The organism is Longitalea luteola, assembly GCF_017356035.1.
GTDB classification, from domain to species: domain Bacteria; phylum Bacteroidota; class Bacteroidia; order Chitinophagales; family Chitinophagaceae; genus Niastella; species Niastella luteola.
The window spans coordinates 286,241-309,602 of sequence record NZ_JAFIQX010000008.1; the positions used below are offsets into that span (position 1 = coordinate 286,241).

At 46.6% G+C, this 23,362-nt stretch carries 19 protein-coding genes; 6 read left to right on the forward strand and 13 right to left on the reverse strand.

All coding sequences use genetic code 11. The features are described 5' to 3' along the window. Window positions 1-141: 141 nt before the first annotated feature. Together JUB15_RS19675 and JUB15_RS19680 are read left to right on the forward strand one after the other, a co-directional pair. Window positions 142-501, forward strand: coding sequence for a hypothetical protein (locus JUB15_RS19675; protein WP_207514309.1), 360 nt, complete (start codon window positions 142-144; stop codon window positions 499-501). After that, window positions 498-716 (forward strand): hypothetical protein, encoded by a 219-nt coding sequence (locus JUB15_RS19680; RefSeq protein WP_207514310.1) that lies wholly within the window; start codon window positions 498-500, stop codon window positions 714-716. Before JUB15_RS19675 ends, JUB15_RS19680 begins: the two co-directional genes overlap by 4 nt. Here JUB15_RS19680 and JUB15_RS19685 read toward each other — a convergent pair whose 3' ends face one another. The 4 genes from JUB15_RS19685 to JUB15_RS19700 form a co-directional block, all read right to left on the reverse strand. After that, on the reverse strand, window positions 717-3,107 hold the full coding sequence (locus JUB15_RS19685; protein ID WP_207514311.1) for a TonB-dependent receptor: 2,391 nt from the start codon (window positions 3,105-3,107) through the stop codon (window positions 717-719). Between the two features lie 10 nt (window positions 3,108-3,117). Next, window positions 3,118-4,461: an HTTM domain-containing protein gene (locus JUB15_RS19690; RefSeq protein ID WP_207514312.1), complete on the reverse strand. Its 1,344-nt coding sequence runs from the start codon at window positions 4,459-4,461 to the stop codon at window positions 3,118-3,120. After that, window positions 4,448-5,572, reverse strand: a complete 1,125-nt coding sequence (locus tag JUB15_RS19695; RefSeq protein WP_207514313.1) for an imelysin family protein — start codon at window positions 5,570-5,572, stop codon at window positions 4,448-4,450. Before JUB15_RS19695 ends, JUB15_RS19690 begins: the two co-directional genes overlap by 14 nt. A gap of 79 nt (window positions 5,573-5,651) precedes the next feature. Next, complete coding sequence (locus JUB15_RS19700) at window positions 5,652-6,755, reverse strand: DUF4856 domain-containing protein (protein ID WP_207514314.1); 1,104 nt, start codon at window positions 6,753-6,755, stop codon at window positions 5,652-5,654. 286 nt (window positions 6,756-7,041) lie between these two features. Between JUB15_RS19700 and JUB15_RS19705 the strand changes: the two genes are divergently transcribed. Continuing rightward, a complete protein-coding gene (locus tag JUB15_RS19705; protein ID WP_207514315.1) occupies window positions 7,042-8,025 on the forward strand; it encodes an SDR family oxidoreductase in 984 nt (327 codons plus the stop codon). On the opposite strand, the gene JUB15_RS19710 is transcribed toward JUB15_RS19705, so the two are convergent. From JUB15_RS19710 to JUB15_RS19725, 4 genes are all read right to left on the reverse strand, one after another. After that, window positions 8,026-8,286 (reverse strand): hypothetical protein, encoded by a 261-nt coding sequence (locus JUB15_RS19710; RefSeq protein ID WP_207514317.1) that lies wholly within the window; start codon window positions 8,284-8,286, stop codon window positions 8,026-8,028. It abuts the gene before it with no gap. 80 nt (window positions 8,287-8,366) lie between these two features. Then, a complete protein-coding gene (ytxJ, locus tag JUB15_RS19715) occupies window positions 8,367-8,705 on the reverse strand; it encodes a bacillithiol system redox-active protein YtxJ (RefSeq protein ID WP_207514319.1) in 339 nt (112 codons plus the stop codon). Window positions 8,706-8,919: 214 nt separating this feature from the next. Continuing rightward, entirely contained in the window at window positions 8,920-11,124 is a 2,205-nt protein-coding gene (locus tag JUB15_RS19720) for a DNA topoisomerase 3 (protein ID WP_242696436.1), read from the reverse strand. Continuing rightward, window positions 11,112-12,032 (reverse strand): ADP-ribosylglycohydrolase family protein, encoded by a 921-nt coding sequence (locus JUB15_RS19725; protein ID WP_207514321.1) that lies wholly within the window; start codon window positions 12,030-12,032, stop codon window positions 11,112-11,114. The genes JUB15_RS19720 and JUB15_RS19725 overlap by 13 nt, the downstream gene beginning before the upstream one ends. Window positions 12,033-12,159: 127 nt before the next feature. On the opposite strand from JUB15_RS19725, the gene JUB15_RS19730 reads away from it, so the two are divergent. After that, window positions 12,160-12,915 carry a hypothetical protein gene (locus JUB15_RS19730; RefSeq protein ID WP_207514323.1) on the forward strand — a complete coding sequence of 252 codons (756 nt, stop codon included), beginning with the start codon at window positions 12,160-12,162 and terminating at the stop codon, window positions 12,913-12,915. Window positions 12,916-13,004: 89 nt separating this feature from the next. Here JUB15_RS19730 and JUB15_RS19735 read toward each other — a convergent pair whose 3' ends face one another. From JUB15_RS19735 to JUB15_RS19755, 5 genes are all read right to left on the reverse strand, one after another. Continuing rightward, window positions 13,005-14,393 (reverse strand): Gfo/Idh/MocA family protein, encoded by a 1,389-nt coding sequence (locus tag JUB15_RS19735; protein WP_207514325.1) that lies wholly within the window; start codon window positions 14,391-14,393, stop codon window positions 13,005-13,007. 32 nt (window positions 14,394-14,425) lie between these two features. Next, the gene (locus tag JUB15_RS19740) at window positions 14,426-16,015 is read right to left on the reverse strand and encodes a RagB/SusD family nutrient uptake outer membrane protein (protein WP_207514327.1); all 1,590 of its coding nucleotides are present in this window, start codon (window positions 16,013-16,015) and stop codon (window positions 14,426-14,428) included. A gap of 11 nt (window positions 16,016-16,026) precedes the next feature. After that, the gene (locus JUB15_RS19745) at window positions 16,027-19,278 is read right to left on the reverse strand and encodes a TonB-dependent receptor (RefSeq protein ID WP_207514329.1); all 3,252 of its coding nucleotides are present in this window, start codon (window positions 19,276-19,278) and stop codon (window positions 16,027-16,029) included. Between the two features lie 34 nt (window positions 19,279-19,312). Further along, window positions 19,313-20,515, reverse strand: coding sequence for a FecR family protein (locus JUB15_RS19750; RefSeq protein ID WP_207514331.1), 1,203 nt, complete (start codon window positions 20,513-20,515; stop codon window positions 19,313-19,315). Window positions 20,516-20,618: 103 nt separating this feature from the next. Then, window positions 20,619-21,290, reverse strand: coding sequence for an RNA polymerase sigma factor (locus JUB15_RS19755; RefSeq protein ID WP_207514333.1), 672 nt, complete (start codon window positions 21,288-21,290; stop codon window positions 20,619-20,621). A gap of 120 nt (window positions 21,291-21,410) precedes the next feature. Between JUB15_RS19755 and JUB15_RS19760 the strand changes: the two genes are divergently transcribed. After that, a complete protein-coding gene (locus JUB15_RS19760) occupies window positions 21,411-22,706 on the forward strand; it encodes an MFS transporter (protein WP_207514335.1) in 1,296 nt (431 codons plus the stop codon). A 245-nt stretch (window positions 22,707-22,951) separates the two neighbouring features. After that, window positions 22,952-23,290 (forward strand): hypothetical protein, encoded by a 339-nt coding sequence (locus JUB15_RS19765; RefSeq protein ID WP_207514336.1) that lies wholly within the window; start codon window positions 22,952-22,954, stop codon window positions 23,288-23,290. Window positions 23,291-23,362 lie beyond the last annotated feature (72 nt).

The following is a 23,362-nucleotide window of genomic DNA, read 5'->3' on the forward strand; positions in this document are numbered from 1 at the left end:
AAAACAGTTGGAGGGCCCTCGTTGACTAAAACAATTCTCGTATTTTCCGGCAAAATCAGCATCCCCTTCCGGCAGCGGACTGATTCATAAGCAGTTACTATAAACAATAGGCAGGGGTGCAGTTTTTGCATTTATGATGAAATGGCGACATTCACTGAAAATATTGAATTGTACGAGCAGCAAACCCAAAAGGGTATTACCGATCCATTTCCTTACGACCGGCTGATGATCCATTACCGAAAACAAAAAGAATATAAAAAAGAATTGCAATTGATCAACCAGGCGCTAAAGGTGTTTAGTGATCAGTTACAAAAACAGACCACCAGGATCTTTGCAGCTGCCAAATCAAAAACAACCAGTAAAAGACTCATGGAAAAATTTGGTAAATCTGTGGGATTACTGGACAAAAAGGGAAACCTGAAAACGCTGCCTGAACCGCTTGCCCGCTGGACGAAAAGAAAACAAACGGTTCAGCAAAAGATCAAAAAAACAAAACCATGAGCCAGGCATTTGTAAAAGAAAACGATGAGCAGTGGTTACATGAAATTCCACCCACGCTTACTGCGCTGGTCAATTACCTGACACGCGAAAACAATGGGGTGCGCGTTTATGAAACGAAAAGCGAAACCGGTGAAACCGGAAAAACCCTGCACCACATGAGCAATGGCCTCATCTACTTTGTAAACGACCAGTCGCAATGGGAAATAAAGTGGTGATCACAAACTAAACTGAACGGTGAAGTAGCCATTCCGCTTATCTGCCGGTATAATGCCAGGTCCGGGATAACCATCAGCCCGCCGCGTAAAATAGCTTTCATCAGCCAGGTTATTGATACCAGTGTAAAAGGCCAGGCTTCTCCATTTATAACTTATACTCAGATCCAGAACGCTGAATGCAGGAATTGCTCCGTCCACCGCTGTTGGAGTGCTTTCGGTATTGGTGGCGTCGGAATACTGTTTGCCCTGGTAAGCATACTGCAAAGAAATGTTGAAATGCGGATCAGCAAAGCTAATGCCGCTTCTGAACACAACGGGTGGAACGTTCTCTACCAGCTTGTCAGCAATAGCCGTGTTCTTCGTATTGATGTACCTGGCATCAATAAGTGAAAAGCTCGTGTACACATTTAATTTATACTTCGATCCTGATCGCGCCGCTTTCAGTAGATCCCCATCGAGCAGGATCTCAGTGCCTATGTTGCGGCTGTCGCTTACGTTTGTACGTAACCTGTAGGTCATAAAGCTGGTATCGCGGGTAAAAACAGAGCCTATACGATTATTGTATTTCAACAGGAACACACTGATATCGGCATACAGCCATCCTTTAAAGTTGCCCCTGAACCCGGCGTCGACATTATAGCCATCTTCATCTTTCAAGGCAGGATCTACTTTCGCATTGGCATTCACAACACGTAGATCATTAAAATTAATTGAGCGGTAATTCTGTGAAATGTTTGCATAGAGCTCCGTGCCGTTGGTAAACTTCCAGGAGCTGCCCACACCCAGCAAAACAAAGGAACGTGGATTCGATTTGTCTTCCAGGATCTTTTCGTCGGCAATGAAAATATTCCGCTTGTAATAATAGCCATTAGCCTTTGTATTGATATGCTCAAGACGAATCCCGGGCGTAATACTCCAGCGGGGCGTTATCCTGAATACATTTTCGGCAAAAAACGCCAGGTTGTTACCAGGGAAACGGTAAGATGAAGCATCCGGTTCTTCGCCCTCAAAGTCAAAATCGGCGCCGCTGCCATCATTGCCCCTACCCTGCTTACGATCGGTCAATCCCTTATACCATCTGGCGCCTGCCAGGAAGGTGTTTTGCCTGTGCAGGAAGCCATAATCATGCATGAAGCGCAGTTCTGAAGCATAGTTGTTATAGTTGTCGGATAACAGATCGCGGTTACCCCCATTGTCAGGACGGTTGATATAAGTTAGCATACCCAATGCATCGCGGCCGCCCTGTAAAGTATAATTACGCCAGTTAATGCGCGTATGTTCATTGAACTGGTAATCGAATACCAGGCTGATCAGGTTCCATTTTACGGCAAACCAGTTACGGGCCCTTACTGAAACGGAAGCATCTTCCCTGAACTGTTCATCGGTTAATCCACCCGGCTGCTGCGCCAGGTATTTCATCAGCGTGTACTCACCTGTTACTTTAAATCGCGGTGTGACTTTATACGCCAGATGAATATATGCATTGTGCTGATCGTAGTGACTGTTAGGCCGCCAGCTATCGCCTTTTTTATACTGGTAAAAAGTATAATAATTCAGTTTGTCGTTTGCAAGCGTACCACCGGCACTGTTAAAAGAATTGAAGAAGCCGAATGAACCAATGGTTTGCCGGGTAGTAAACCGCAGCTTTTCGTGCCTGGGTCCTTCCTTCATGACAAAATTCACGAGCCCGCCGAACTGCGGACCGTATTGCAGACTGGCAGCACCGCGCACGATCTCGATCCTGTCTACCGCTTCTGTGGATGGTGTATAATAACTTTCCGGATAACCGAGTGCATCTGCACTGATATCATAGCCATTCTGGCGAATATTGAAATTCGATGACCGGTTCGGACTAAGTCCGCGGCCACCGATGCCTAACTGCAATCCCCCATGATCGTATTCCCAGATATTCAATCCGGGTATGCGGGCGTAGATCTGCCGGGTATTATTGGTGGCCAGGTTGGCATTGATATTTTTCAGATTGATCAGTTCCGTTTTCTTGCCGGCATAGATGGCTGTTCCGGAAATATCCTGCAGTTTACCGGAGATCTGCTCTCCTTTTCTGCCGGCGACAATTACGTTCTCCAGGCTGGAAGCTTCTGCCGGAGATAAACGGATGTGCAGGGTTTCGTTAGCACCGGTAATATGAACACGGATCGTTTGTGTGGCATACCCCACATAGGAGATCTTCAATTCATATATCCCCGTATCTAATTTGGCGAACCGGAAAAAGCCATGCTCATTGGTCATTCGTTGTACACCCTGCGGCAACAACACAACCGTGGCCTGTTCTGCCGGCTCATGGCGAAAACTAACGGTTCCGCTTAGGCTGAATGAACGTTGCGCCATAGTAGTCAACATACAGACCATACCAATAAGGATACTTGACATTTTTTTCATTTCAGTTTGCTGCTTTATACGGTAATATCCAATGATAATGTTTCCAGCTGAAGGGCTCTGCTGCCAGGTTCACACTGGAATCTATGAACAGGCGCGAACCTGCGCCATTAAGGGTTACATATATTTCTCCATATACCCGCGGTTGGGTGACGCCTCTTTTCGCATAAGTGCTGGCGAGGAAGTGGGCGTACCGCAGGATCAGATCCGGCTGCGTGCTCATCATTTTCTCCTGCAAGGGGGTAAGAAATTCAGCATTGTTTACCTCGTAAAATTGTTTTCCGGCCCTATCCTTTATTTTAAAATAAGCGGCCCCTGCTTTTTCCATCAACATTACCCGCCAGGAAAAACGGTACCCCTCTTCATTCCAGAATAAACGGTCGGGATATAACAGAAAACGGCATGGGATGAAACATTGAAGGATTACATACCCCCCCATTATTGCATACAGCGCTTTTTTATAAGTAAACGCATAAGGGGTTGATAGCTCAGCTTCCACTTTTTTACCAGTGAGGAAAAACAATAACCGCTGATGGAATGAACCGGAAAAAAAGACCAGGCTGCTAACGATCATCACATAGGGAAACAAACCGATGCCGGGAAAGAAGATGGACGTAGCGAGATGAAAGATCAATACAAATCCATACCCCCACCACCTTGTTCTTTTGTTCAGTAAAAAAAATACGATCAATAAATCATACAATGCCCCGAACCACGAGAACAGGTAAGCCACCCATTCGTTGTACATGAATGCGCCTACAATGGGTAAATGGCTTTTTGCCGGCAACCAGGTTTTCATGGGTTGCGCATCGATCAGCCAGTCGGGGTTCAGCTTGGCCAGTCCGGCAAAAAAATAAACCACGCCCAACTGAAAGCGTATGAGGCCGATCGTCCACGCAGGCACCAACGACCGCCTGCGGCCTGGTTTTATCAAAACATCCAGCGAATACAGGCGGTTAGCCGGTAACCAGATCATGATGAAGGCAACCAGGCTTATAAAGTAATAATGGTTGAGGTAAGTGGTAACATCTATCAGTTCTACATAGGTGAAGCAAATGAAGAACAGCACCGAAGCCACGCGGTATAAAAATCCGGCTGCGATCATCAATGCAGTAAGGGCTATGATGGAAAATAGCAGGTACATGCCTGGCTTACCCAACGGTTGAACCCATTCGAATCCCCAGTAGGTAAAATGAAAGGTGGGCGAAACATATACCGTATCTACCCAGCCGCGCCACCAGAATCGGAGCGTACTGACAAACATGAGCAGTCCGAACGCTATCCTGAAGGTGATAAGCGGTGCTATAGAGACTGGTTTCTCCCAGGCCTGCCTGTTAATCGCCATCATTGTCCATAAATGTAATTTGAACACCTGTAGCCGATGCCAGATCTGTTTTTATCAATGTGAGCAGCTTCTGGATCTCTTTATATGCTTCCTCTACTTTCGCAGGCTGCGCCGTGATCGTCGTTGATAACGGATCCGGCAAAGCTTCGAGTTTGGTTATAACCAGGTCAAACTGGGCAGTTAGCTGATTGGCCAGGTCTTCCCTGTTAAGGCTTTTGAGATAATCAGCAAATCCTTTTCCGCTTCCGTTGGCAGTAAAGATCTTTTTCAGGTTGCGCATACTTTCCTGGGCAAGGGCCGCTGCATTACCGGCAAAAAAAGCTTCTACCTTAGCAGGAAAAGCAATTCCATTCGATTGTTTGCCGAATGGCCAGCCGATCCGCGGCCCTTTCAAAACATCCAGGTCGTAAGCCATCCCATTGATCATATTTCCAATAGGGCTTCCGACATTGGTTTTTGTATTACTTACGAATTCAGTACGGTAGGCTGTCCAGTCGATATTGATCTTATCAACCAGCGTTTTTATTCGGTTAACGACATCTTTCGCATATTTAACCCGGCTGACGGTATTACTGTTGAACTTTTGTATGGCGTTCGGACCAAAGAACAGGTAATTGATCGCAGCAAAGCCCTGCGCATAAAAAGAGTTGCGCACATACTGGGTAAGATCGTAATTGCCTGAACTGATATTGTTCTCGATTGTAGTGCTGTCAATGGAGAACCCAACCAATTCGCCATTGGTGGCAAAATTATAATCGATGCCTCCGTTATAATTCAGATATACCTCCAGTCCGGCCACTACTGCCGGACCCAGGTTATAGGCTTCTACCCGCGTGTATTGCAGGTGTAATTGTTTATAACCCTCCAGCAAACCCTGCTGGTTAGCCGTATTCCTGGTCTCGAGAAATGTATTGGCGAGCGCCTGGAAATTATTCACTTTTTCCTGCAGCAAGGCATAAGCAGGAATGATCAATTGATCGGCATAATTGGTAAGCATGCCGGTTTTATCGAAGCCCTTGTCGTTTCCGTCGCCTTCGCCATCTGCTGACTTATTGCAAAAAACACCGGTTGTTAACGCCAAAACAGCCAGGGATCTCAATATTGTTCTTTTCATCTGACATAGTTGTGGGGTGTAAAAAATGAGTAAACTCCCGGCAGGTACCGGGAGTTATAGTTATCAATCAATTAATAAATTATGGTTGCAGCTGGCCATAAGCAGAAGTCAGTATCTGTTGGGCCTGTTTCAATTTGGTGAAGCTGGCATCGTTGATGAGTGCATAAGCATTTTGCGTGGGGCCCAGCAGATCAACGAGGGCTTGATAATTGGAAGCGCTCAATTTACTGTTCGAAGCCCGGTAGTTTAAAGCGATGATAAAACCTCTGCCTTCAGACAGTTCATGCAACTGATCAGATTTAACGGTCTTGCCCTGTGGACTGGTTACATAATAATAACAGGCTGCAGCCAGTGCTTTTTCTAAAAAATCTTTAATGGTAGCGGCAGCTGCATCGCGGGCCTGGTAATCTTTTGCGGCAATCGCAGCACGGCCTTTGCGGAATGCTTCGAAAACGGTGTGGCCTGCTTTGATGTATTTACCTCTTTCAGCAAAATAGCCGCCTACAGCAAGCGGCCTGTTAACATCGGTGCTTGCATAAGATCTTGATGAATCGTAATCTGTGGGAATGCCTACATATCCGAATGCCATATCCCATTCATGCTGCATAGCGGTGCCTTTGCCGGGCGTTACCGTATTGTTATCTGCATTGGCAGCGGCATCTAGATGCTGGATCACTTTTGATAATACCAGCGCCCCCATCATACCCTTGGCAACAAGCTGATTGAATTCTACACCCGAATGATTAAAAACCCGGCTCCCTTGTTTACCCGGTTTACCTTCAGAACCAGGTGTATTATAGAACTGGCTGATTTTTACCATAGAGTCGGCCAATGCCTTTATAATGGGCGCATCGGTCGTTTTTGACGCCAGGTTGAATCCTGAAGTATTTAACTGTTGTGGGGTGTTAGGCAGGTTATTTATAAATTCAGCTGTAAACGCATTGTTCGTATTGTTCCATAAATAATTTACGGTATCCTGGCTAAGCTGCCTGGTAGCGCCCCGGCCGAGGTAAAATTGAAATCCCTGCCACATATTTATGGAGGCAGTAGCTTCGGCGAATTCAACATTGTCGAAACTGTATGTAGCCGGAATAGTATAAGAAGGGGCGCCATTGTCTTTATCGCAGGAAGTAATAAATAAGGAGCATGCAATTGCAGTTAGTGTTGGTATGCTTTTCTTCATATTGTTGAGAAATTTTATGCAAAGGAACAGGACTCCGGCGGCCCGCTTTTACGAGAAAAGGAAATCGGTTTACCGGATCGGGAAATATATTACCGAAAATCACTAATTGAAAAAATGGAGATGTGTTAGGCAGGATGCCAATCTTGGGTTGCCTGCTAAAGATCATTTGCCTAAAAAGCAACTACCGAACTGCGATTTGAAAACTAAACGTTTGCTATTTCAATTTAGCGTTAATGATCCGCAATTTTGCCTGGCTTATTTCTTGTATCAATTCTCATAAAAGAGTATGAATACCAGCTTGAAAGAAATGAGCACAAAAACCATTGTGATCACGGGCGCCAGCAGCGGTGTGGGCAAGGCAATGGCCCTGGAACTCGCACAACACGGAGCAAAACTGGTGTTGGCAGCCCGTAGAAAAGAGGCATTGGATGAACTGGCAGCCGAGTGTAATCAATTGGGCGGATTGGCGCTTGCTGTGCCTGGCGACATGCGTTCATTAGACGCTATTCACCAGTTAGCATCGCAGGCTTTTCAGTTCGGCGGCTCCATTGACGTGTGGATCAATAATGCGGGCGTACTGGCAGCCGGCGCTTTGGAGGAGATCCCCGCAGAAGTGAACGAAAGTGTAATAAGAACGAATTTATTGGGCTATATCCATAGCGCTCATACAGTGCTCCCCTATTTTAAAGAGCAAGGTTATGGTATTTTGATCAACAATATATCCGTGGGTGGTTGGTTCCCTACGCCGTATGGCGCTGCCTATACCGCCAGCAAATTTGGGCTGCGTGGATTTTCGGAATCACTGAAAGGAGAAATGCTTGCCTATCCTGATATTCATATCTGTGATCTCTATCCAGGTTTCCTGGACACACCTGGCATGCAACATGCCGCCAATTACACTGGCAAAATGCTTAAACCAGCACCACCGGTATACGATCCACGAAAAGTAGCGCGGGCCGTCGTAACGCTCATCAACAATCCCAAACCACAAACGACAGTAGGCGCATCGGCTTTATTGCTGCGCCTGGCTTTTCAGTTATTCCCTGCTCTGACCCGAACTATTACTGCCTCGGTCATCCGAACTTACCTGAAGCAGGCTTCACCGATGGAACATCAAAGCGGCAACATCCTGCAAACCGTTCCTTATGGCACCAGTGCTGATGGCGGCTGGCGCAAAGGCATGAGCCAATCCATGAATAAAAAAGCAGGTCTTGTAGCAGCCGGCGTCGCCGGCGTTATCATCGGCGCTTTATTGTTGGGAAGAAAATGACTATTTCTTTCCCCAGTTATCCTGCATCGCGTTATAGGATTTTTTTGAGACATTTGATTTGCTTTTTGGCCTCGATGTACCTTTTTTCTTGCGGGCATTGATATTATTGACAAGCGAATTTTTTACACCCAGCCTGTTCTTTTTGGCGGCTGACTTTTTAGCCCCTTTCTTTTTACCGGCCCGTTTTTTAGCAGCCACCTTTTTGGTGGCCCTTTTTGCCGGACGCCCCCTTTTCTTTGTCGCTTTCTTTGCTTTTGCCATAATATTTTATTTAAAAATGCAAAAAGGGAGCCTCAAGATGGGGCTCCCGCTTTTATAAATTCAACGATAGAATAACTACGTTATGACAAATGCTTTGCGATGACCGCAGGGTCAATGGCATGGTGTGACGACGTATAGATCACCTGCCTGTTCTTCACCAGTATGATCTGTGGCGACTGGTGCGTAACTTTCAGTTCCTCGGCAATAAGATTGGAGATGGGTCTGAAAGTGAGTAGATCGAGGTGATGAAAATCGGCTTTGTCTGCTATATGTTCAAAACCATTTTGCAACCGGTGTTTTGCATGCGCACTGATACCGCATGTAAAGCTGTCCTTAAAGATGATCTGCGGCTTTGATGCCGAATTTTCTAAAAGGGTATAGAAGTGCTCTTTCTCTGTAACGCTTTTCCAACTTTTCATGGTGTAAAATTACGAAAAAAGGCTTAAGGTACAAAGCTCAAGGCTGAAGGCTAAGCACCTAAGGATCAAGGCCTAAGGCTCAAAGCTGAAGGCTGAGGGCTTAAGGCTCAAAACCCTGACAAGTAGACGCCAGGCGGCCTTTGCAAAAACAAGCCTTCCGCCTTATGCTTTCAGCGTTTGGCATTCTTCCGCCTTTAGCGTTTAGCATTCAGCCTTACTCTATTTCCAGCTCAAAGCCGGCATTCAGCTTTAATTTACCTTCGGTTTCGCCGTCGGCACCTGCCAGTTTCCAGCCTTTCATCCTGCCTGTCTTCCCTTTAGTGAGCAGGTCGGCGATCTGTTTATCAGACAGTTTCCTGCCAAATACTTCAAACGGAACTTTGAATCCACAGACCCTGAAATTGGCGCACCCATAGGCCGTATTGCCTTTCTTCAGCAGATGCGCTTTGCATTTGGGACATAACTGCTCTTCTATCACAATGGCTTTTTTGGGCTCTTTGGTTTTAGTTTCCTTTTTAGGCTTTTCTTCTTTGTCTTTTTCTTTTTTCTCCGGCTCATCGGCAGCAACAGTGATCACTTTGTAGGTGGCCGTCTTTACCTCTACTGTAAGGTCGATCACCATCTGGATCAATTCCTGCTTGAAAGTCTCGATGGCATACTCCCCTTTTTCAATAAGGCGCAGTTTACGTTCCCAGATACCCGTTAGCTCGGGGCTTTTCAATAACTCGGTTTGAATGGTATCGATGAGGTCGATGCCGGTTTGGGTTGCATAAATATTCTTCTTACGTTTCTCTATATATTTCCGGCGGAAAAGCGTTTCAATAATATTGGCGCGGGTCGACGGCCTGCCAATACCGTTATCTTTTAGCAGTTCACGCATTTCTTCATCTTCCACCTGTTTGCCAGCCGTTTCCATAGCGCGCAACAGGGTGGCTTCTGTAAATGCTTTCGGCGGGGTTGTTTTTCCCTTGTGTATCCTTGGCGTGTGCGGACCGCTTTCACCCACCACAAATACCGGCAGGATCTTTTCTTCTTCCTCTTCTTTTTCGTCTTTTTTAGTATTCACCTCATGGGCGTATACTTCTTTCCAACCCGGTTCCAGTATTTGTTTACCGGTAACCTTAAAAGGCACCTGCCCTACTTTGCCCAACACGGTTGTATTGGCGATCTTACACTCGGGGTAGAACGCTGCAATGAACCGCCTGGCTACCAGGTCATAGATCCGTTTTTCTTCCGGCGCCAGATTCGATGGATATACACCCGTAGGAATGATGGCATGGTGATCGGTCACCTTTTTATCATCAAATACCGTCTTTAATTTGGGAATAGGGTTAGCCAGAATGGGCGCCGTCAAAGCCGCATAAGGCGTCAGATCCTGCATAATGCCTGCAATTTTGGGATACATATCTTCCGGGAGATAAGTAGTATCTACCCGCGGATAGGTAACCATTTTCTTCTCGTACAGGTTCTGGATATATTTCAATGTGTCATCTGCCGAGTAAGCATATTTTTTATTCGCTTCTACCTGTAAGGCTGTAAGGTCGAACAGGCGGGGATTGCCTTCTTTTCCTTCTTTTTTCTCGAAGGAAGTGATCTCGAAAGGATGTTCCTGCAGGTAAGCCAGTCCTTTTTCCGCTCTTTCGAGCACTTTGATGCGATCAATAGCAGCAGTGAATTCCGTTTCACGATAGATGGTCTTTAATTCCCAATATTCCTCCGCTTTAAATGCATTGATCTCTTTCTGCCGCGCCACGATCATGGCAAGCGTGGGCGTTTGCACGCGGCCAATGGAAAGTACTGTTTTCCCCTGCGCAAATTTTTTGGTGAACAGCCGGGTGGCGTTCATGCCCAGCAACCAGTCGCCAATGGCGCGGGCGCTGCCGGCTGCATACAGGTTATCATACTGACTCGATTCTTTCAGTTTTTGAAACCCTTCGCGGATGGCTTCTTCTGTAAGAGAAGAAATCCAGAGTCTTTTTACCGGGGCTGTGCATTGTGCTTTCAGCAATACCCAGCGCTGAATAAGCTCGCCTTCCTGGCCGGCGTCACCGCAGTTGATCACCTCTTCACATTGCGTCACCAGTTGCTCTATGATCCTGAATTGCTTTTGTACGCCTTCGTTCTCTATCAGTTTGATTCCAAAGCTGGGCGGGATCATGGGCAGGTCTTCAAGCCGCCAGTACTTCCATTGTTCGGTATAATCATGCGGTTCTTTCAGGGTACAGAAATGCCCGAAGGTCCAGGTAACCTGGTAGCCGTTGCCTTCCAGGTAGCCCTCCTTCCGTTCCTTGGCGCCGATAACGGCTGCAATGTCTCTGGCCACGCTGGGCTTTTCCGCAATGCAAACCTTCATAGTTGTTGAAAGAGCGCAAATGTCGGGAATTTTTGGCAGCAGTTCGCAGGCAGCTACCCGATACATTCCTTTGTTTTTTCAATGATCCGCCTCACCCAGTCATAGTTTTCTACCGCCGCTAATTTCCGCAACAGGCCCTTAGGTAAATGATCAATGCCCAGGAAAGCGCCGGCAATTTGTCCGGCCAGGGATGCATTCGTGTCAGTATCACCGCCAGATTCAATGATGCTTTTATACATTTCGCACATGCCAATGCGGGTAACCCGGGTAGCTGCGAAGATGGCAAAAGGAACGGAGTTCACGACATAGCCACTGTTTCCCAGCCGCGCTACACGTCTTATATCAGCATTGCTTTGAATGGCATTGATCTCCATTAACCGGTCACGTACGCCTGTATGGGGTAATGCAGGTATTATCAGCTCAAACAAATTGTTGTTGCCAGTCCACTCCCCTGCTATAATTGCTCTCAGGCAAAGGAATATGGCCAGCGCGCCTACATACGCTTCGTCATTGCGGTGGGTGATCCAACAGGCGGTTCTCACATGTTCTCTTGATATAATATTGAAGAATGCCAACGGTGCTATTCGCATGGCCGCGCCGTTACCGGCTGCAAATTCACCTGACCGCCCTACCTGGCTCCAATGACCACCGGCTTCGAGTTCTATAAGCGCTTTTAACGTGCTCCGGCCAGGTCCGTGTAATCGTTTTTCTTTATAATAACGCACAAATATATCTGCCAGCAGATCGGGTCGAAATTCGCGGGAAGCACAAAGCGCTTCACAGGTTGCCATGGTCAGTTGGGTATCATCGGTAAATGACCAGGCGGTGGGTGTTGGTTTGTGCTGGCCAGGATAGTAAGTAGTTGTTTCATCTGAAATCCTCAGATTCTCAAATGCACTGCCCCATGCATCGCCAATGGCCCCGCCTAACAGGCAGGCTTCAAACTGCCGGCGCAAGATGGCTGCTTTCTTCATTTCTGTTTTTGATTAATATCCTTTATAGAAGAGGCATACAAATTTAAATTAATATTATCACCGGTCAAAAGGATGCAGCAAGCGCATTTGTAAGTTTTTGTATATTCGTAACAATATGAAGCAAAATATGAAAGCATCTGTCTTATTTATTCTGACACTACTCACTATTACTGCTTACTCGCAAACCAACCTGAACAATTACAAATATGTAATTGTGCCTGAAAAGTTCGGTTTTTCGAAAGCAGACGATCAATATGGATTGAATACTTTAACGAAGCTGCTGCTGGAAGACAAAGGTTTTACCGCTGTTATAGCCAATGCCACATTGCCGCCGGAAGTTGCGGCCAACAAGTGTAATGCGCTGAATGCAGAAGTTGTAGAGAAAAAAGGCATCTTCGTTACCAACTTAACCTTGCAGCTGAAAGACTGCCAGGGCAATATCATCTTTAAAAGTAAAGAAGGAAAGAGCAGGGAGAAAGAATATCATACAGCCTATAACATGGCTTTGAGAGATGCTTTCAGTTCGCTTGACAACGTGCCTTACAAATATGATGGCACCACGTTTACGCAGCCCCAGCAACCAACGGCAGCACCGGCCGTTTCACAGACGTCGCCGGCCAATCCGGCTACTCCGACACCTGCACCGGCTACTGTCGCTGACATCACCGGCACCCTGTACGCACAGCCTACAGCCAATGGATACCAGTTAGTGGATACCACACCCAAAAAAGTATTGACCCTGCTCAAAACATCGCTGCCCGATTACTATATAGCTGAGGGCGGTCCAGCGGGTGGTCTTGTCTTTAAAAAGAATGAAGAGTGGGTCTATGAATATTATAAAGACAACCAGCTGGTTTCGCAAAAGCTGCAGATCAAATTCTGATCTTAGTTAAAACACGTTCTTACATAACAATGCCAGGCGCGCCGGTATACGGCTGCCTGGCATTGTTCTTCATAGATCAGTGCGTTATTCTACAGTTCTATATCCATGATCCTGTTCTTCTTTCTGCTTTCTTCGGCCATGAAACCCATGATATGGCTTTCGATAGACTCCTCGATGGTAGAGGTCAATAATTTGGGATTCTGTTGCGACACCGCCTGCACAAAATCACGCGCTAGCAGCCAGTCGCCCCCGCCATGACCGTTGTTCTTGTACCCTTCCACATCTTCGGCAATGGGTACAAGTTTGGTTTGTTTACCGGTCCTGAAATCGGTGACGATCAGCTCTGTCATATCACCCACCATATCGCCCATAGAACCCATTACACGGGTACGGCGCCGCTCGTAGGAGGTAAACGCTTCCATGGAAAAACTGGCAGTAACATTATCACCGAATTTTATATTCGAGATATAATGATCCGGCTGGTCGTTCTCCATGCGGTAAACGCAACGGCCATAATTAGTGGTACGCAATTTTTCCATGATGTGCTCAGCATGTTTCGCCTTGTCCTCCGGCATATCGAATACGCCTACGCGCTCTCTTTTATCGTGGTATGTTCTGATGGCAGAATACGGACAGTCACGCTCAACGGCGCATCCATCGGTGCAGCGGGCCGTGCTTCCGGCGGGCGCATTCTCCTTTCTGAACCATTTGAGATCGCCCATGGCCACTATTTGCTTAGCCGGTTTATTAATGATCCATTTTATAATGTCAAGGTCATGGCAGGATTTAGCAAGAATGATAGGCGTGGTTTGTTTTGAATTATGCCAGTTTCCTCTTACATAGGAATGAGCCATATGCCTGTGCTCAATAGGCTCCAGGTGCTGCACGCTCATCACTTCGCCAATGGCTCCCTGCGCTATAAGTTCCCTCATTTTTACAAAGTAAGGTGCGTACCGTAAAACATGGCATACGGCCACGATACGGCCTGTTTTTTTGGCCAGGGCCAGAATATTGCGGCATTCCTTTTCTGTTGGCGCAATCGGCTTTTCCAGCAGTACGTCGTAGCCCATTTCCAATGCTTTCATACAGGGCGCATAGTGCAGGTTATCGGGTGTGGTAATAATGATAGCGTCGGCAAATTTGGGCCGTTCAAAAACACGTTCCCAGGTATCGAACCGGTTGGTCTCGGCAATCTGGTGCTTTTTCGTATACCGTTCGTTGCGCACAACGTTGGGTTCTGCAACACCGACGATCTTTAACATATCAGGGAATTTAGCGGCGTAGTTACCATATACATTGCCACGGCCGCCTGCGCCGAGCGTAATCGCGGTAACGGGTTTGTCGATCCGTTTGTGTAAAGGATTTTTGGGTATTTCATAAACTACGGTGCCATCAGCCAGGCGGGCCATCGTTTCTGACCCTATTACCGTGGCGCCAATACTTAAGCCGAGCTGCTTAATGAGGTTTCTTCTGTTCATTGAATCTATTTTGATTTGTTATTGCTTCGGAACTAATAAAGATCATTCTGTTCCATCATGGGATTGGCCAGTATTTCGCGCTGCGGGATAGGCCAGCGGAAATCTCGTGCTTCATTACAGGATCTTGCTTCTACTTTCACCGGTTCATTGGTGGCAGGGTCAACAGCTCCGTATACCTGTCCATTCATCACGGTGCCCAATATACCCCAGCGGCGGATGTCATAAAAGCGTCCCCCTTCAAATGCCAGTTCCGATTGGCGTTCACGGCGCACCAGTTCGCGCAGCTTTTCCTGGGTATTATATACAGTCACATTCACTGGCGGCATGGTGGCGCGCTCGCGAATCTCGTTTAAATACTTCACTACATCGGGATGATGATGCTGCTCCAGTTCTATCAACGCTTCTACATAGTTGAGCAATATTTCCGCGTAGCGGATGATCATGTAGTCGAGTGTGCGGGTGCCCGTGCGGTCTTTGGGATCGAGGTATTTCTTCACCCAAAAACCTGTAGCCGTGGCATTTTGCGCCCCCAGCCGGTCGAGATTGGTTTGCGATGCATCAAAAGGCTTCAATACATAAGATGAAAAAGTTTGCCCCGGTAACATTACGGAAGCGAGCAGCCGCGGATCGCGGTTGTTCCTGTAATTGGGATCTCGCTGATAGATAGCAGCAGAATCCGGGCCCAGCTCCCAGATCGTTTTTCCCTGTTTGGTCTCATAGTTGTTCACTACTGCTGCTGTAGGTGAAAGAACCGTTTTTCCGCCTACACCCATCGGCGCAAAGGTGAGCCATTGCTGGCCGCTGGTGTTCTCTCTGAAGAAGATCCTTTCTTTATTCAATTCGCCGGTATACAGGAACAGATCGGCATAACTGTTCCTTGGGTTGGAAGCCGTTTTATATAATTCATACACGCCAAGGTCGATCACTTTTTTTGCAGCGTCCCTGGCCACCTCGTATTTTTTGTAGAACAAGGCAAGCCGGCTGATCAGCGACCAGCAGGCGCCGGCCGAAATTCTTTTCATGTCGGCATTCACATAAACGGCAGGCAGGTTATTAGCGCAGTCGGTCAGTTCGCTTACAATAAAATCGTACACCTCCGATTCTGTATTTCTTTCCAGGTAACTGTTTGCAGGTGTAACCGAGGTCGTTACGATGGGAATACCGCCAAAGAATAGCAGCAGCTCCATATGATAATAAGCCCGCAATGCCCTTGCTTCATACTTGTAACGGAACTTCAGCGAGTCATCCATAAAACAACGGTCCACATTTTCCAAAAAGCGGCAGGCCCGGCGGATATCTTTAAAATCATCTTCCCAGATACCGGCGCCTACGTTCCAGGTAGGGTTATGTAATCCTTTTACATAAGATTCATAATCGCCGCGGGTACTTTGCCGCGCTACAGCTTCATCGCTCAATGCAGATAAAAACATTAATTGTCTGCCTGAAGAACCGTCGGGAATGCCAACATACACTGAGTTCAATGCATTGGTAGCATCGGCGGAAGTGTTCCACCATTCTGCATCCGATATGCTGGTGGGATGATCGTGCTCCAGGTATTTTTTACAGCCGGAAAGCAGTATAGCACCGGCAACAATCGATATAATTAAAGTAAGGTGTTTCATGTTGTGGCGAATTAAAATTGAATGTTGCATCCTAAAGTGTAGGTTTTCATAATACCATATGTCCACTGGTTGCCCCGGCTTTCCGGATCGGTTAATTTAAGCCGCGTAAAAGTGAACGGATTCTGGGCATTGAAGTAAAGCCGCATAGAGTTAATGCCTGTACGCTTTATTAATGGTGATGTAAGGTCAAAGCCGAGCTGGATGAATTTTACGCGCAGGTAGGCGCCATTCTGGAACCAGAAATCTGACGATAATTTGTTATTGGCAGGCGCTGTCGACAACCGGGGAAAACGCGCATCGGTCCTTTCAGGCGTCCAGTAATTGGCTGCATAGTATGTTGTAGGTACGCCGCCATCTTTGCTAAGGTCCAATGGCAGGGCAAACATATCGAGCAATACTGCATCACTTTTGCCAGTGCCCTGTATCAGGAATTCCAGGTCTATCTTCCTGTAGGAAATCCTGAAATTGGAGAAGTAGTTTATTTGCGGAACCGGATTACCGATAACTGTTTGGTCCTTTGCATTGATCTCACCATCTTCACTCAGATCAAGGTATTTGATATCGCCGGGCGCAGCATTGGGTAAAACGGGCACCACCGCTTTGCCGGAATTATCAAAATCGGTTTCCTGTAACAAGCCATCTGTCTTATAACCATACAAACTACCTATAGGGCTGCCCAACTGATCGATGGTAGTGCCCGCTGCATTTATATACGGACCAGCCACGAGGTTCAGGATGGTATTGGTATTGTATGAAAATCCCGGGCGTACGGAGATGTTTATATTCCTTCCTGCCTTAGCATTATAATTCATTGATAGTTCCCACCCTTTGTTCTGCACCTTGCCGGCATTCACCGGCACTTCGCCTTCAAAACCACCCACGAGCGGCAACGAGGGATTCAAGATAATGTCGTTGGTTATCTTATCATAATAATCAAAAGTCATTTCCAGTTTACCATTAAACAAACCAATGTCTGCACCTGCATCCATCATATGCACTGTTTCCCAGGTGATATTTGGATTGCCATACGTAGACTCTACACCGTTTGTCGCGCTCACGAGGGTCTGGTATTTATACAAGCCAATATTCTCATTGCCTAAGTAACCGTAAGAAGCCCTTAATTTCAGGTTATTGATAAAACCAACGTCTTTAAGGAAGTTCTCATTGTGCATATTCCAGCCAACGGCCACTGAAGGGAAGTAACCGAACCTGTTATTGGGACTGAACCGGGAAGAGCCGTCTGCCCGTATGGTTCCTTCAATAAGGTATTTGTTCTGGTAAGAATAGTTCAGCTTGGCATAACCAGACATCAAAGACGAAACATCCCAATCGTTTGAATTGGTCTCTTCCTGTGAATAACCGGCCATGGCAAAGATCATGTGGTCGCCGAAACTGACGGTATAATCGGCATTAGCGCCCAGGTAATAGTAAGTACCCCGCTTGGATGACACGGCCCTTTGCATTGACCAGGTTTGCAGCAGCTGCCCGGTGTAATAATCAAAGAAGTTGTAAGTATTGCGGGTATCCCGGTTAATGTCGCTGTTTAACCGGAAACTGAATTGTCCCCGTACGTTTAAACCCGGCAGCACTCTCCATTTCGGCTGCAGGTTAATACTGGTTTGTCCACTCTCAAATTTGCGCTCCCCGCCTTTTTCGGCGTAAGCCACCGGGTTAACAATATCTACATAGCGGCCGTAAATCGTTCTTCCGTCTACTTCCGGATACTTCGGCAATATGGTTGGCGGCACCCGGTAAATATCTTCCAGCAAACGGTTACCATTTCCGCCTACTGACCGGTTAGGGGTAAGGGTGTTTCTTTTAATGGCCAGCATATCGAGATTGATGACAAAGTTCTTACTAAGCGTAACCGAAGTGTTGGCCCTGATATTGAACCGTGTAGAATTGTTTACCGGCAGCATCCCTTTCTGATACAGGTAGTTGCCTGTTAAAGCAAAGCGGGCCACGTTGTTTCCGCCACTTACTGAAAGCGTATGGCTTGTAATAGGCGCCCTTTTATCGATCACTTCATCGATCCAGTTGGTATTGGGATACCTGACGGGGTCGGTACCTGCGATCGTGTTTTCAATATCACTATCCGAAAAAGAAGGCTGTTTACCGGCATTCACCTGCGCTTCGTTGTACATGCGCATATATTCCGGGGCGTTGACCACATCGGGCAGGCTGGCGGGCGTTTGTATGCCCACATAACCATCATAGGTAACAGCCACTTTGCCGGGAATACCTCTTTTTGTGGTAACGACAATTACGCCATTGGCGGCCCTGGCGCCATAAATGGCGGCAGCGGCAGCATCTTTTAACACGGTAACGCTTTGTACGGTTACTGGATCGATGTGGTTCATGTCCATAGGAATGCCGTCTACCAGAACAAGCGGATCCGAATCACCCAAAGTACTGATCCCTCTGATCTTGATCGCGGCAGCATCCCCGCCCGGCAAACCGGAATTTTGGGTAACCTGCAGGCCGGTAACACCGCCCTGCAAACTTTGTGATAATGTAGTAATGGGTTTCCCGGTAATATTCGATGCAACATTCAATGTGGCCACCGAACTGGCTATATGTTTCTTTTTTTGTTCCGAAAGGCCTACCACCACGATCTGCTCCAGGTCGTTCACATCCTCTTTCATCGAAATGGTAAGGGCATTATCGCTTTTCGTAAGCGTGTACTCAACCGGTTTGAAACTAATTCTTGAAAAAACAAGCACATCGTATTTGTTAGCCCTGATACTAAAGTAGCCGTCTGCATCTGTGATAGTGCTTACAGTAGTTCCTTTGATAGTCACCGTAACGCCCGCCAAAGCAACGGGTGGTTCATGGGTATCGTACACCCGCCCCCGTACTGACAATAAGGTATCGCGTTGTTTGGTGGCGACAGCCTCTTCTCTGGGCGTAATAACGATCTGCCGGCCGCTGATGGTATAGGTTAAACCGGTGTCATGCAGCGCCATTTTCAATACATCTGCAACCGGTACGCTCTTTACATTAAGATCAACCGTCTTTTTCATTTGCCGGTTCAATAGCTTGTCGCGGTAAAAAATAAGATAATCCGTTTGCTTTTGTATCTCCTCAAATAATTCAGGTAATGAGGCATGCTTAAGATGGAGGTTTACCCGGGTGTTTTGAGAATAGGTTTTACCCGAAACACTCAGCATACCGATGAACAATAGAAAAACCGTAAACTTGATCTTTAAAAATAGCAGGTTGGTATGCCCCTGTTCGGGACATTTGCAGCAATTCATTTTCATACTTCAGCGGTTAGTTAATAATTGGTTGTGTCTTTTATTTTTTCAAAGCCAGTTTCTGTTCTTTTGGTAAATACATATATGGAGTGCCAAGGCACAGCAGGTTCATAATATCTTCGATGTTGCTTTGCAGGTCGAGCCTGCCGGAAAATGTTTCATCAGTATGAGCAAGCACGTTCGTATTTATGTTTGCATCGTAATACCTCGAAACGCGTTTTATAATTTGTTGCAATGACGTTTGCCTGAACAGCAGGTACCCTTTCCTCCACGAGACATATTCATCCGTATTGACACTGACAACAGTGATCCCTTCTGCACCCGGCCCAAAGCTAGCCATGTTACCAGGTATCAGCCGTTTTGTAAGCATTCCCGCATGGCCTTTAGCGCTTACACCAACACTCCCTTTCACCAGCACCACATTGCTTTGTTCGTCATCATCGTAAGCGCTTACATTAAAACTGGTGCCTAACACATTTACCGACATATTATTGGTACGCACCGTAAAAGGCCTGCCGGCATCGTGCTTTACATCGAAAAAGGCCTCACCGGTAAGCTGAACAGCCCTTTCATGGCTGCCAAAAGAAGTAGGATATTTTAAGGAAGAAGCGGTATTCAGCCACACCATGGAACCATCTGCAAGCATCACCTGCACCATTTTAATGCCCCGTGGAACTGTTAATGTGTGATAAGTAATTTCAGCGTTGCTGTGCGAAGATGTATCATAGTATGCAATGCGGCTATCGGCCAGCTTAATAACATTGATGTTATTGTTACTGATGACTGTATCTTTTCCTGCATTGCTGATCTCTATTTGTTCGCCATTGGCGAGTGTTATATATGCGCCTGTCTTTTTGGATATCGTTGTTTGTACAGGGGGTGCCGTATTCCTGACCACCTCTTTCACCGGCGCTTTTTTCTGCAGGAAAAACCAGCCGGCACCCAGTGAGAGTATAAGTATGGCAGCCGCTGCCACTCTAAAAAATAACCGCTGATAGAACCTGGTAACAGGCGGTTGAACGGATTGCATCAAACGATTGCGTAACCTGACGCTGATGGCTACAGGCAGTTCGTCCCTATTTTCCATTGCTGCAATGAATTCGGCCTGTAACAGCTGCAATACCACCCGGTTAGCGGCGTCCTGTTGAAGCAATCGCATCAGTTCTTCTACCTGCTGTGGCGTGCAGGCATTATTTAGGTAATCAGTTACAAGCTGTCTGAAGTGTTCGTTAGATCCCGGCATAAACAGTATTTGGCTGCGTTGTATATATAATATCCCCGGATGCGAATTAAGGGTGGGTGGTTGTAAAGAAAAATGAAATTATTTTTTTTGCGAGGTATGATAATCAGATCTGACTGACGAAAGCTGCAGGAATATCTGTAAGAAAAAATAACAAAAACATAAAATGGGTAGGCGTATCGCCACATTGATCAACGTGTTCTCTTATCAGTTTCATGGCTAATATCATATGTTCTTTTACCGTATTACGTGAAATGCCGAGCTCTTCAGCCACCTGTTCATAGGTCTTCCCATCTTCCCGGCAGAGCCTGAACACTTTCTGGCGCTGTGGAGGCAAACGGTTGATCGCAGCCTGTAAGATTTCCTCATATTGTTGCCATAAAACTTTCAGATCAGCGTCCGCAACCGATTGCGTAAACTGCTGCATAACCTGTAGCCGCAGGTGTTCGTCTACAGCAATCTTCTTTAACAGCTTGAAAACACTGTTGCGGCAGATCCGGTACAGATAGGCTTTGAAAGAAAGCGCAGGATCGATGCGGCTTCTGATCTCCCAGATCTTCAGAAATACGTCTTGCAGCACATCTTCGGCAATGGCAGGCGATTTAACAAAGCGAAGAACAAAATGATAAAGGGCAGGATGGTAATGATTGTACAATTCCAGGAAGGCATCACTATCCCCTTTTTGTAATCTTAGTAGTACACTTTGTTCGTAATATGTATCGGGTGTTGCAGCCACTTTCTTAAAGAGCCCAAAATAAGTAATTTGATCGAAATTCAAAGGGGCCGGCGTTTTCGTGAATATGGAGTAAATTGCACCCATATTAAGCAACTGGCTGCGATTTACATTTTGAGACAGGGTAATATTATTCAAACAAAAGATTGATTCAGAGGAGAGGAAATGAGTTTTGCAAATACTTTCAGATCGTTCAGCAGCCGCAACTACAGTCTATTTTTTTTCGGCCAGTTGATCTCACGCATCGGTACCTGGACACAACGCACCGCCGTTATCTGGGTGGTTTATACAATGACCGATTCCGTATTCATGATCGGGTTAACCACTTTTGCCGAACAGTTCCCGTCTTTTTTATTGTCGCCCGCAGGCGGTATTGCAGCCGATCGTTACAACAAACAAAAAGTAGTACTGATCTCGCAGATCGTTGCTGCCCTGCAGGCAACCGCACTGGCTATCGTTTATATCATCGGGTTTCGTGAGATATGGCTGATACTTTTGTTAAGTGTATTGCTGGGTATTGCCAATGCTTTTGAAGTGCCGGCCAGGCAATCGATGGTCAACGACCTTATTGACAACAAGGAAGACCTTCCCAATGCGATTGCCATCAATTCATCGCTCAATAACCTGTCGAGGCTGGTGGGGCCAGCCATCTCCGGTTTTTTACTGGCCGGTTATGGCGCAGGCGTTTGTTTCGCTTCCAATGCCATCAGTTTTATAGCCGTGATCGCTTCGCTGGCTATGATGAATGTTCCCAAAGAAATACGCACTACGAAGAAGAAAAAAGTTTCCGCCGACTTTACCGATGGCTTGAACTATGTAAAACAAAATCACGAAATAGGTCACACCCTGCTGGTACTAACCATGGTTTGTTTACTGGTAAATACTTATATTAACCTGATACCTGTGTACGCCAGGGAAATATTCAAAGGTGATGCAGCTACCTACGGCTATCTCAGCGCTTTTATCGGACTGGGCGCTGTGATCAGTACCTTAACCATAGCATCGCGCAAGCCAGGTCACAACCTCAAGCGCACCTTGCGCAACAACATAGTCATTCTGGGGGCAGCACTCATTTTGTTTTCCTACTCCCGGTATTTGGTCTTGAACCTGTTGCTGGGCACTTTATGCGGATTTGGCGCTATGTCGGTCATACCTATTTGCAACACCATCATTCAACTTGCTTCTACCCCTGCGATGCGTGGCCGCGCTGTCAGTTTCTTTACCATGGCCGCGTTTGGCACCATACCCATTGGAAGTCTGGTGTTAGGCTGGTTATCGAAATATGTAGACACGGAGAACCTCATACTGGCACAGGGCATTATTGCATTGCTGATCGCTGCCGGCTTTTCAAAATTCCTGTCATCAGACATGAAGCCTTACAATGCACCAACACCCGATAACCCTGTTAACGAGCACAATGAAAAATATTTACATAAGAGCAAAGACCCTGTTGCAGGGTAACCAGGAAATTATACCATCCGCTGGTTGAATTAGCTATATGGGTTAACAGCCTACGCAACCTGGATTGCTCGAAGACCTGGTGTCAGGTGTGTATTTCTAATGCTGCGGCAGGCAGCTGCATCGGGGCAAACTTTTCCCTTTCTGCCTTAAGAGGCTGGCTAATAGATTCCACGAATTGATGATCAACAGGCTCTTCACAGGCTGGCATAATTACTGTGCTTTTTGCTGTATAAAATTCAATAGTTATGTCAGGACGTGGAGACAAAAACAAACAGGGAACATCCGGAAGAGGCGCCAGCCATCAAAGCCAACAGGCATTTCCTGAAGATGTTCAGTCACCAAGAAAACCGGGGAACCGGAAAACGTACGATCTGCTGGTCGATGATGTTCCTTATTCAGTTATTACAGAACCGTTTACCTTTAATGGTGAGCAACGATATTACATAAGTGTAAATGGCGGACCCGACCATGTATTTACGTGGGACTCTGAGATCGGGAGACTGACCGCTATAAACGATGAAGGCGCGGTACTGCCAGATGCACTGGAACAGGAAATTAGCAGAAGGCTGGAAGCAGATTTATAGCCAATGAGCTACCCGGAAATTAAAAAAGAGGCTGTATCCAATACAGCCTCAACTTTTATGTAGCCATTTTTG

Coding starts and splice junctions, on each gene's coding strand:
- JUB15_RS19675 (WP_207514309.1), top strand. CDS start 142: ATGGCGACATTCACTGAAAATATTGAATTGTACGAGCAGCAAACCCAA.
- JUB15_RS19680 (WP_207514310.1), top strand. CDS start 498: ATGAGCCAGGCATTTGTAAAAGAAAACGATGAGCAGTGGTTACATGAA.
- JUB15_RS19685 (WP_207514311.1), bottom strand. CDS start 3,107: ATGTCAAGTATCCTTATTGGTATGGTCTGTATGTTGACTACTATGGCG.
- JUB15_RS19690 (WP_207514312.1), bottom strand. CDS start 4,461: ATGATGGCGATTAACAGGCAGGCCTGGGAGAAACCAGTCTCTATAGCA.
- JUB15_RS19695 (WP_207514313.1), bottom strand. CDS start 5,572: ATGAAAAGAACAATATTGAGATCCCTGGCTGTTTTGGCGTTAACAACC.
- JUB15_RS19700 (WP_207514314.1), bottom strand. CDS start 6,755: ATGAAGAAAAGCATACCAACACTAACTGCAATTGCATGCTCCTTATTT.
- JUB15_RS19705 (WP_207514315.1), top strand. CDS start 7,042: ATGAATACCAGCTTGAAAGAAATGAGCACAAAAACCATTGTGATCACG.
- JUB15_RS19710 (WP_207514317.1), bottom strand. CDS start 8,286: ATGGCAAAAGCAAAGAAAGCGACAAAGAAAAGGGGGCGTCCGGCAAAA.
- ytxJ (WP_207514319.1), bottom strand. CDS start 8,705: ATGAAAAGTTGGAAAAGCGTTACAGAGAAAGAGCACTTCTATACCCTT.
- JUB15_RS19720 (WP_242696436.1), bottom strand. CDS start 11,124: ATGTATCGGGTAGCTGCCTGCGAACTGCTGCCAAAAATTCCCGACATT.
- JUB15_RS19725 (WP_207514321.1), bottom strand. CDS start 12,032: ATGAAGAAAGCAGCCATCTTGCGCCGGCAGTTTGAAGCCTGCCTGTTA.
- JUB15_RS19730 (WP_207514323.1), top strand. CDS start 12,160: ATGAAAGCATCTGTCTTATTTATTCTGACACTACTCACTATTACTGCT.
- JUB15_RS19735 (WP_207514325.1), bottom strand. CDS start 14,393: ATGAACAGAAGAAACCTCATTAAGCAGCTCGGCTTAAGTATTGGCGCC.
- JUB15_RS19740 (WP_207514327.1), bottom strand. CDS start 16,015: ATGAAACACCTTACTTTAATTATATCGATTGTTGCCGGTGCTATACTG.
- JUB15_RS19745 (WP_207514329.1), bottom strand. CDS start 19,278: ATGAAAATGAATTGCTGCAAATGTCCCGAACAGGGGCATACCAACCTG.
- JUB15_RS19750 (WP_207514331.1), bottom strand. CDS start 20,515: ATGCCGGGATCTAACGAACACTTCAGACAGCTTGTAACTGATTACCTA.
- JUB15_RS19760 (WP_207514335.1), top strand. CDS start 21,411: ATGAGTTTTGCAAATACTTTCAGATCGTTCAGCAGCCGCAACTACAGT.
- JUB15_RS19765 (WP_207514336.1), top strand. CDS start 22,952: ATGTCAGGACGTGGAGACAAAAACAAACAGGGAACATCCGGAAGAGGC.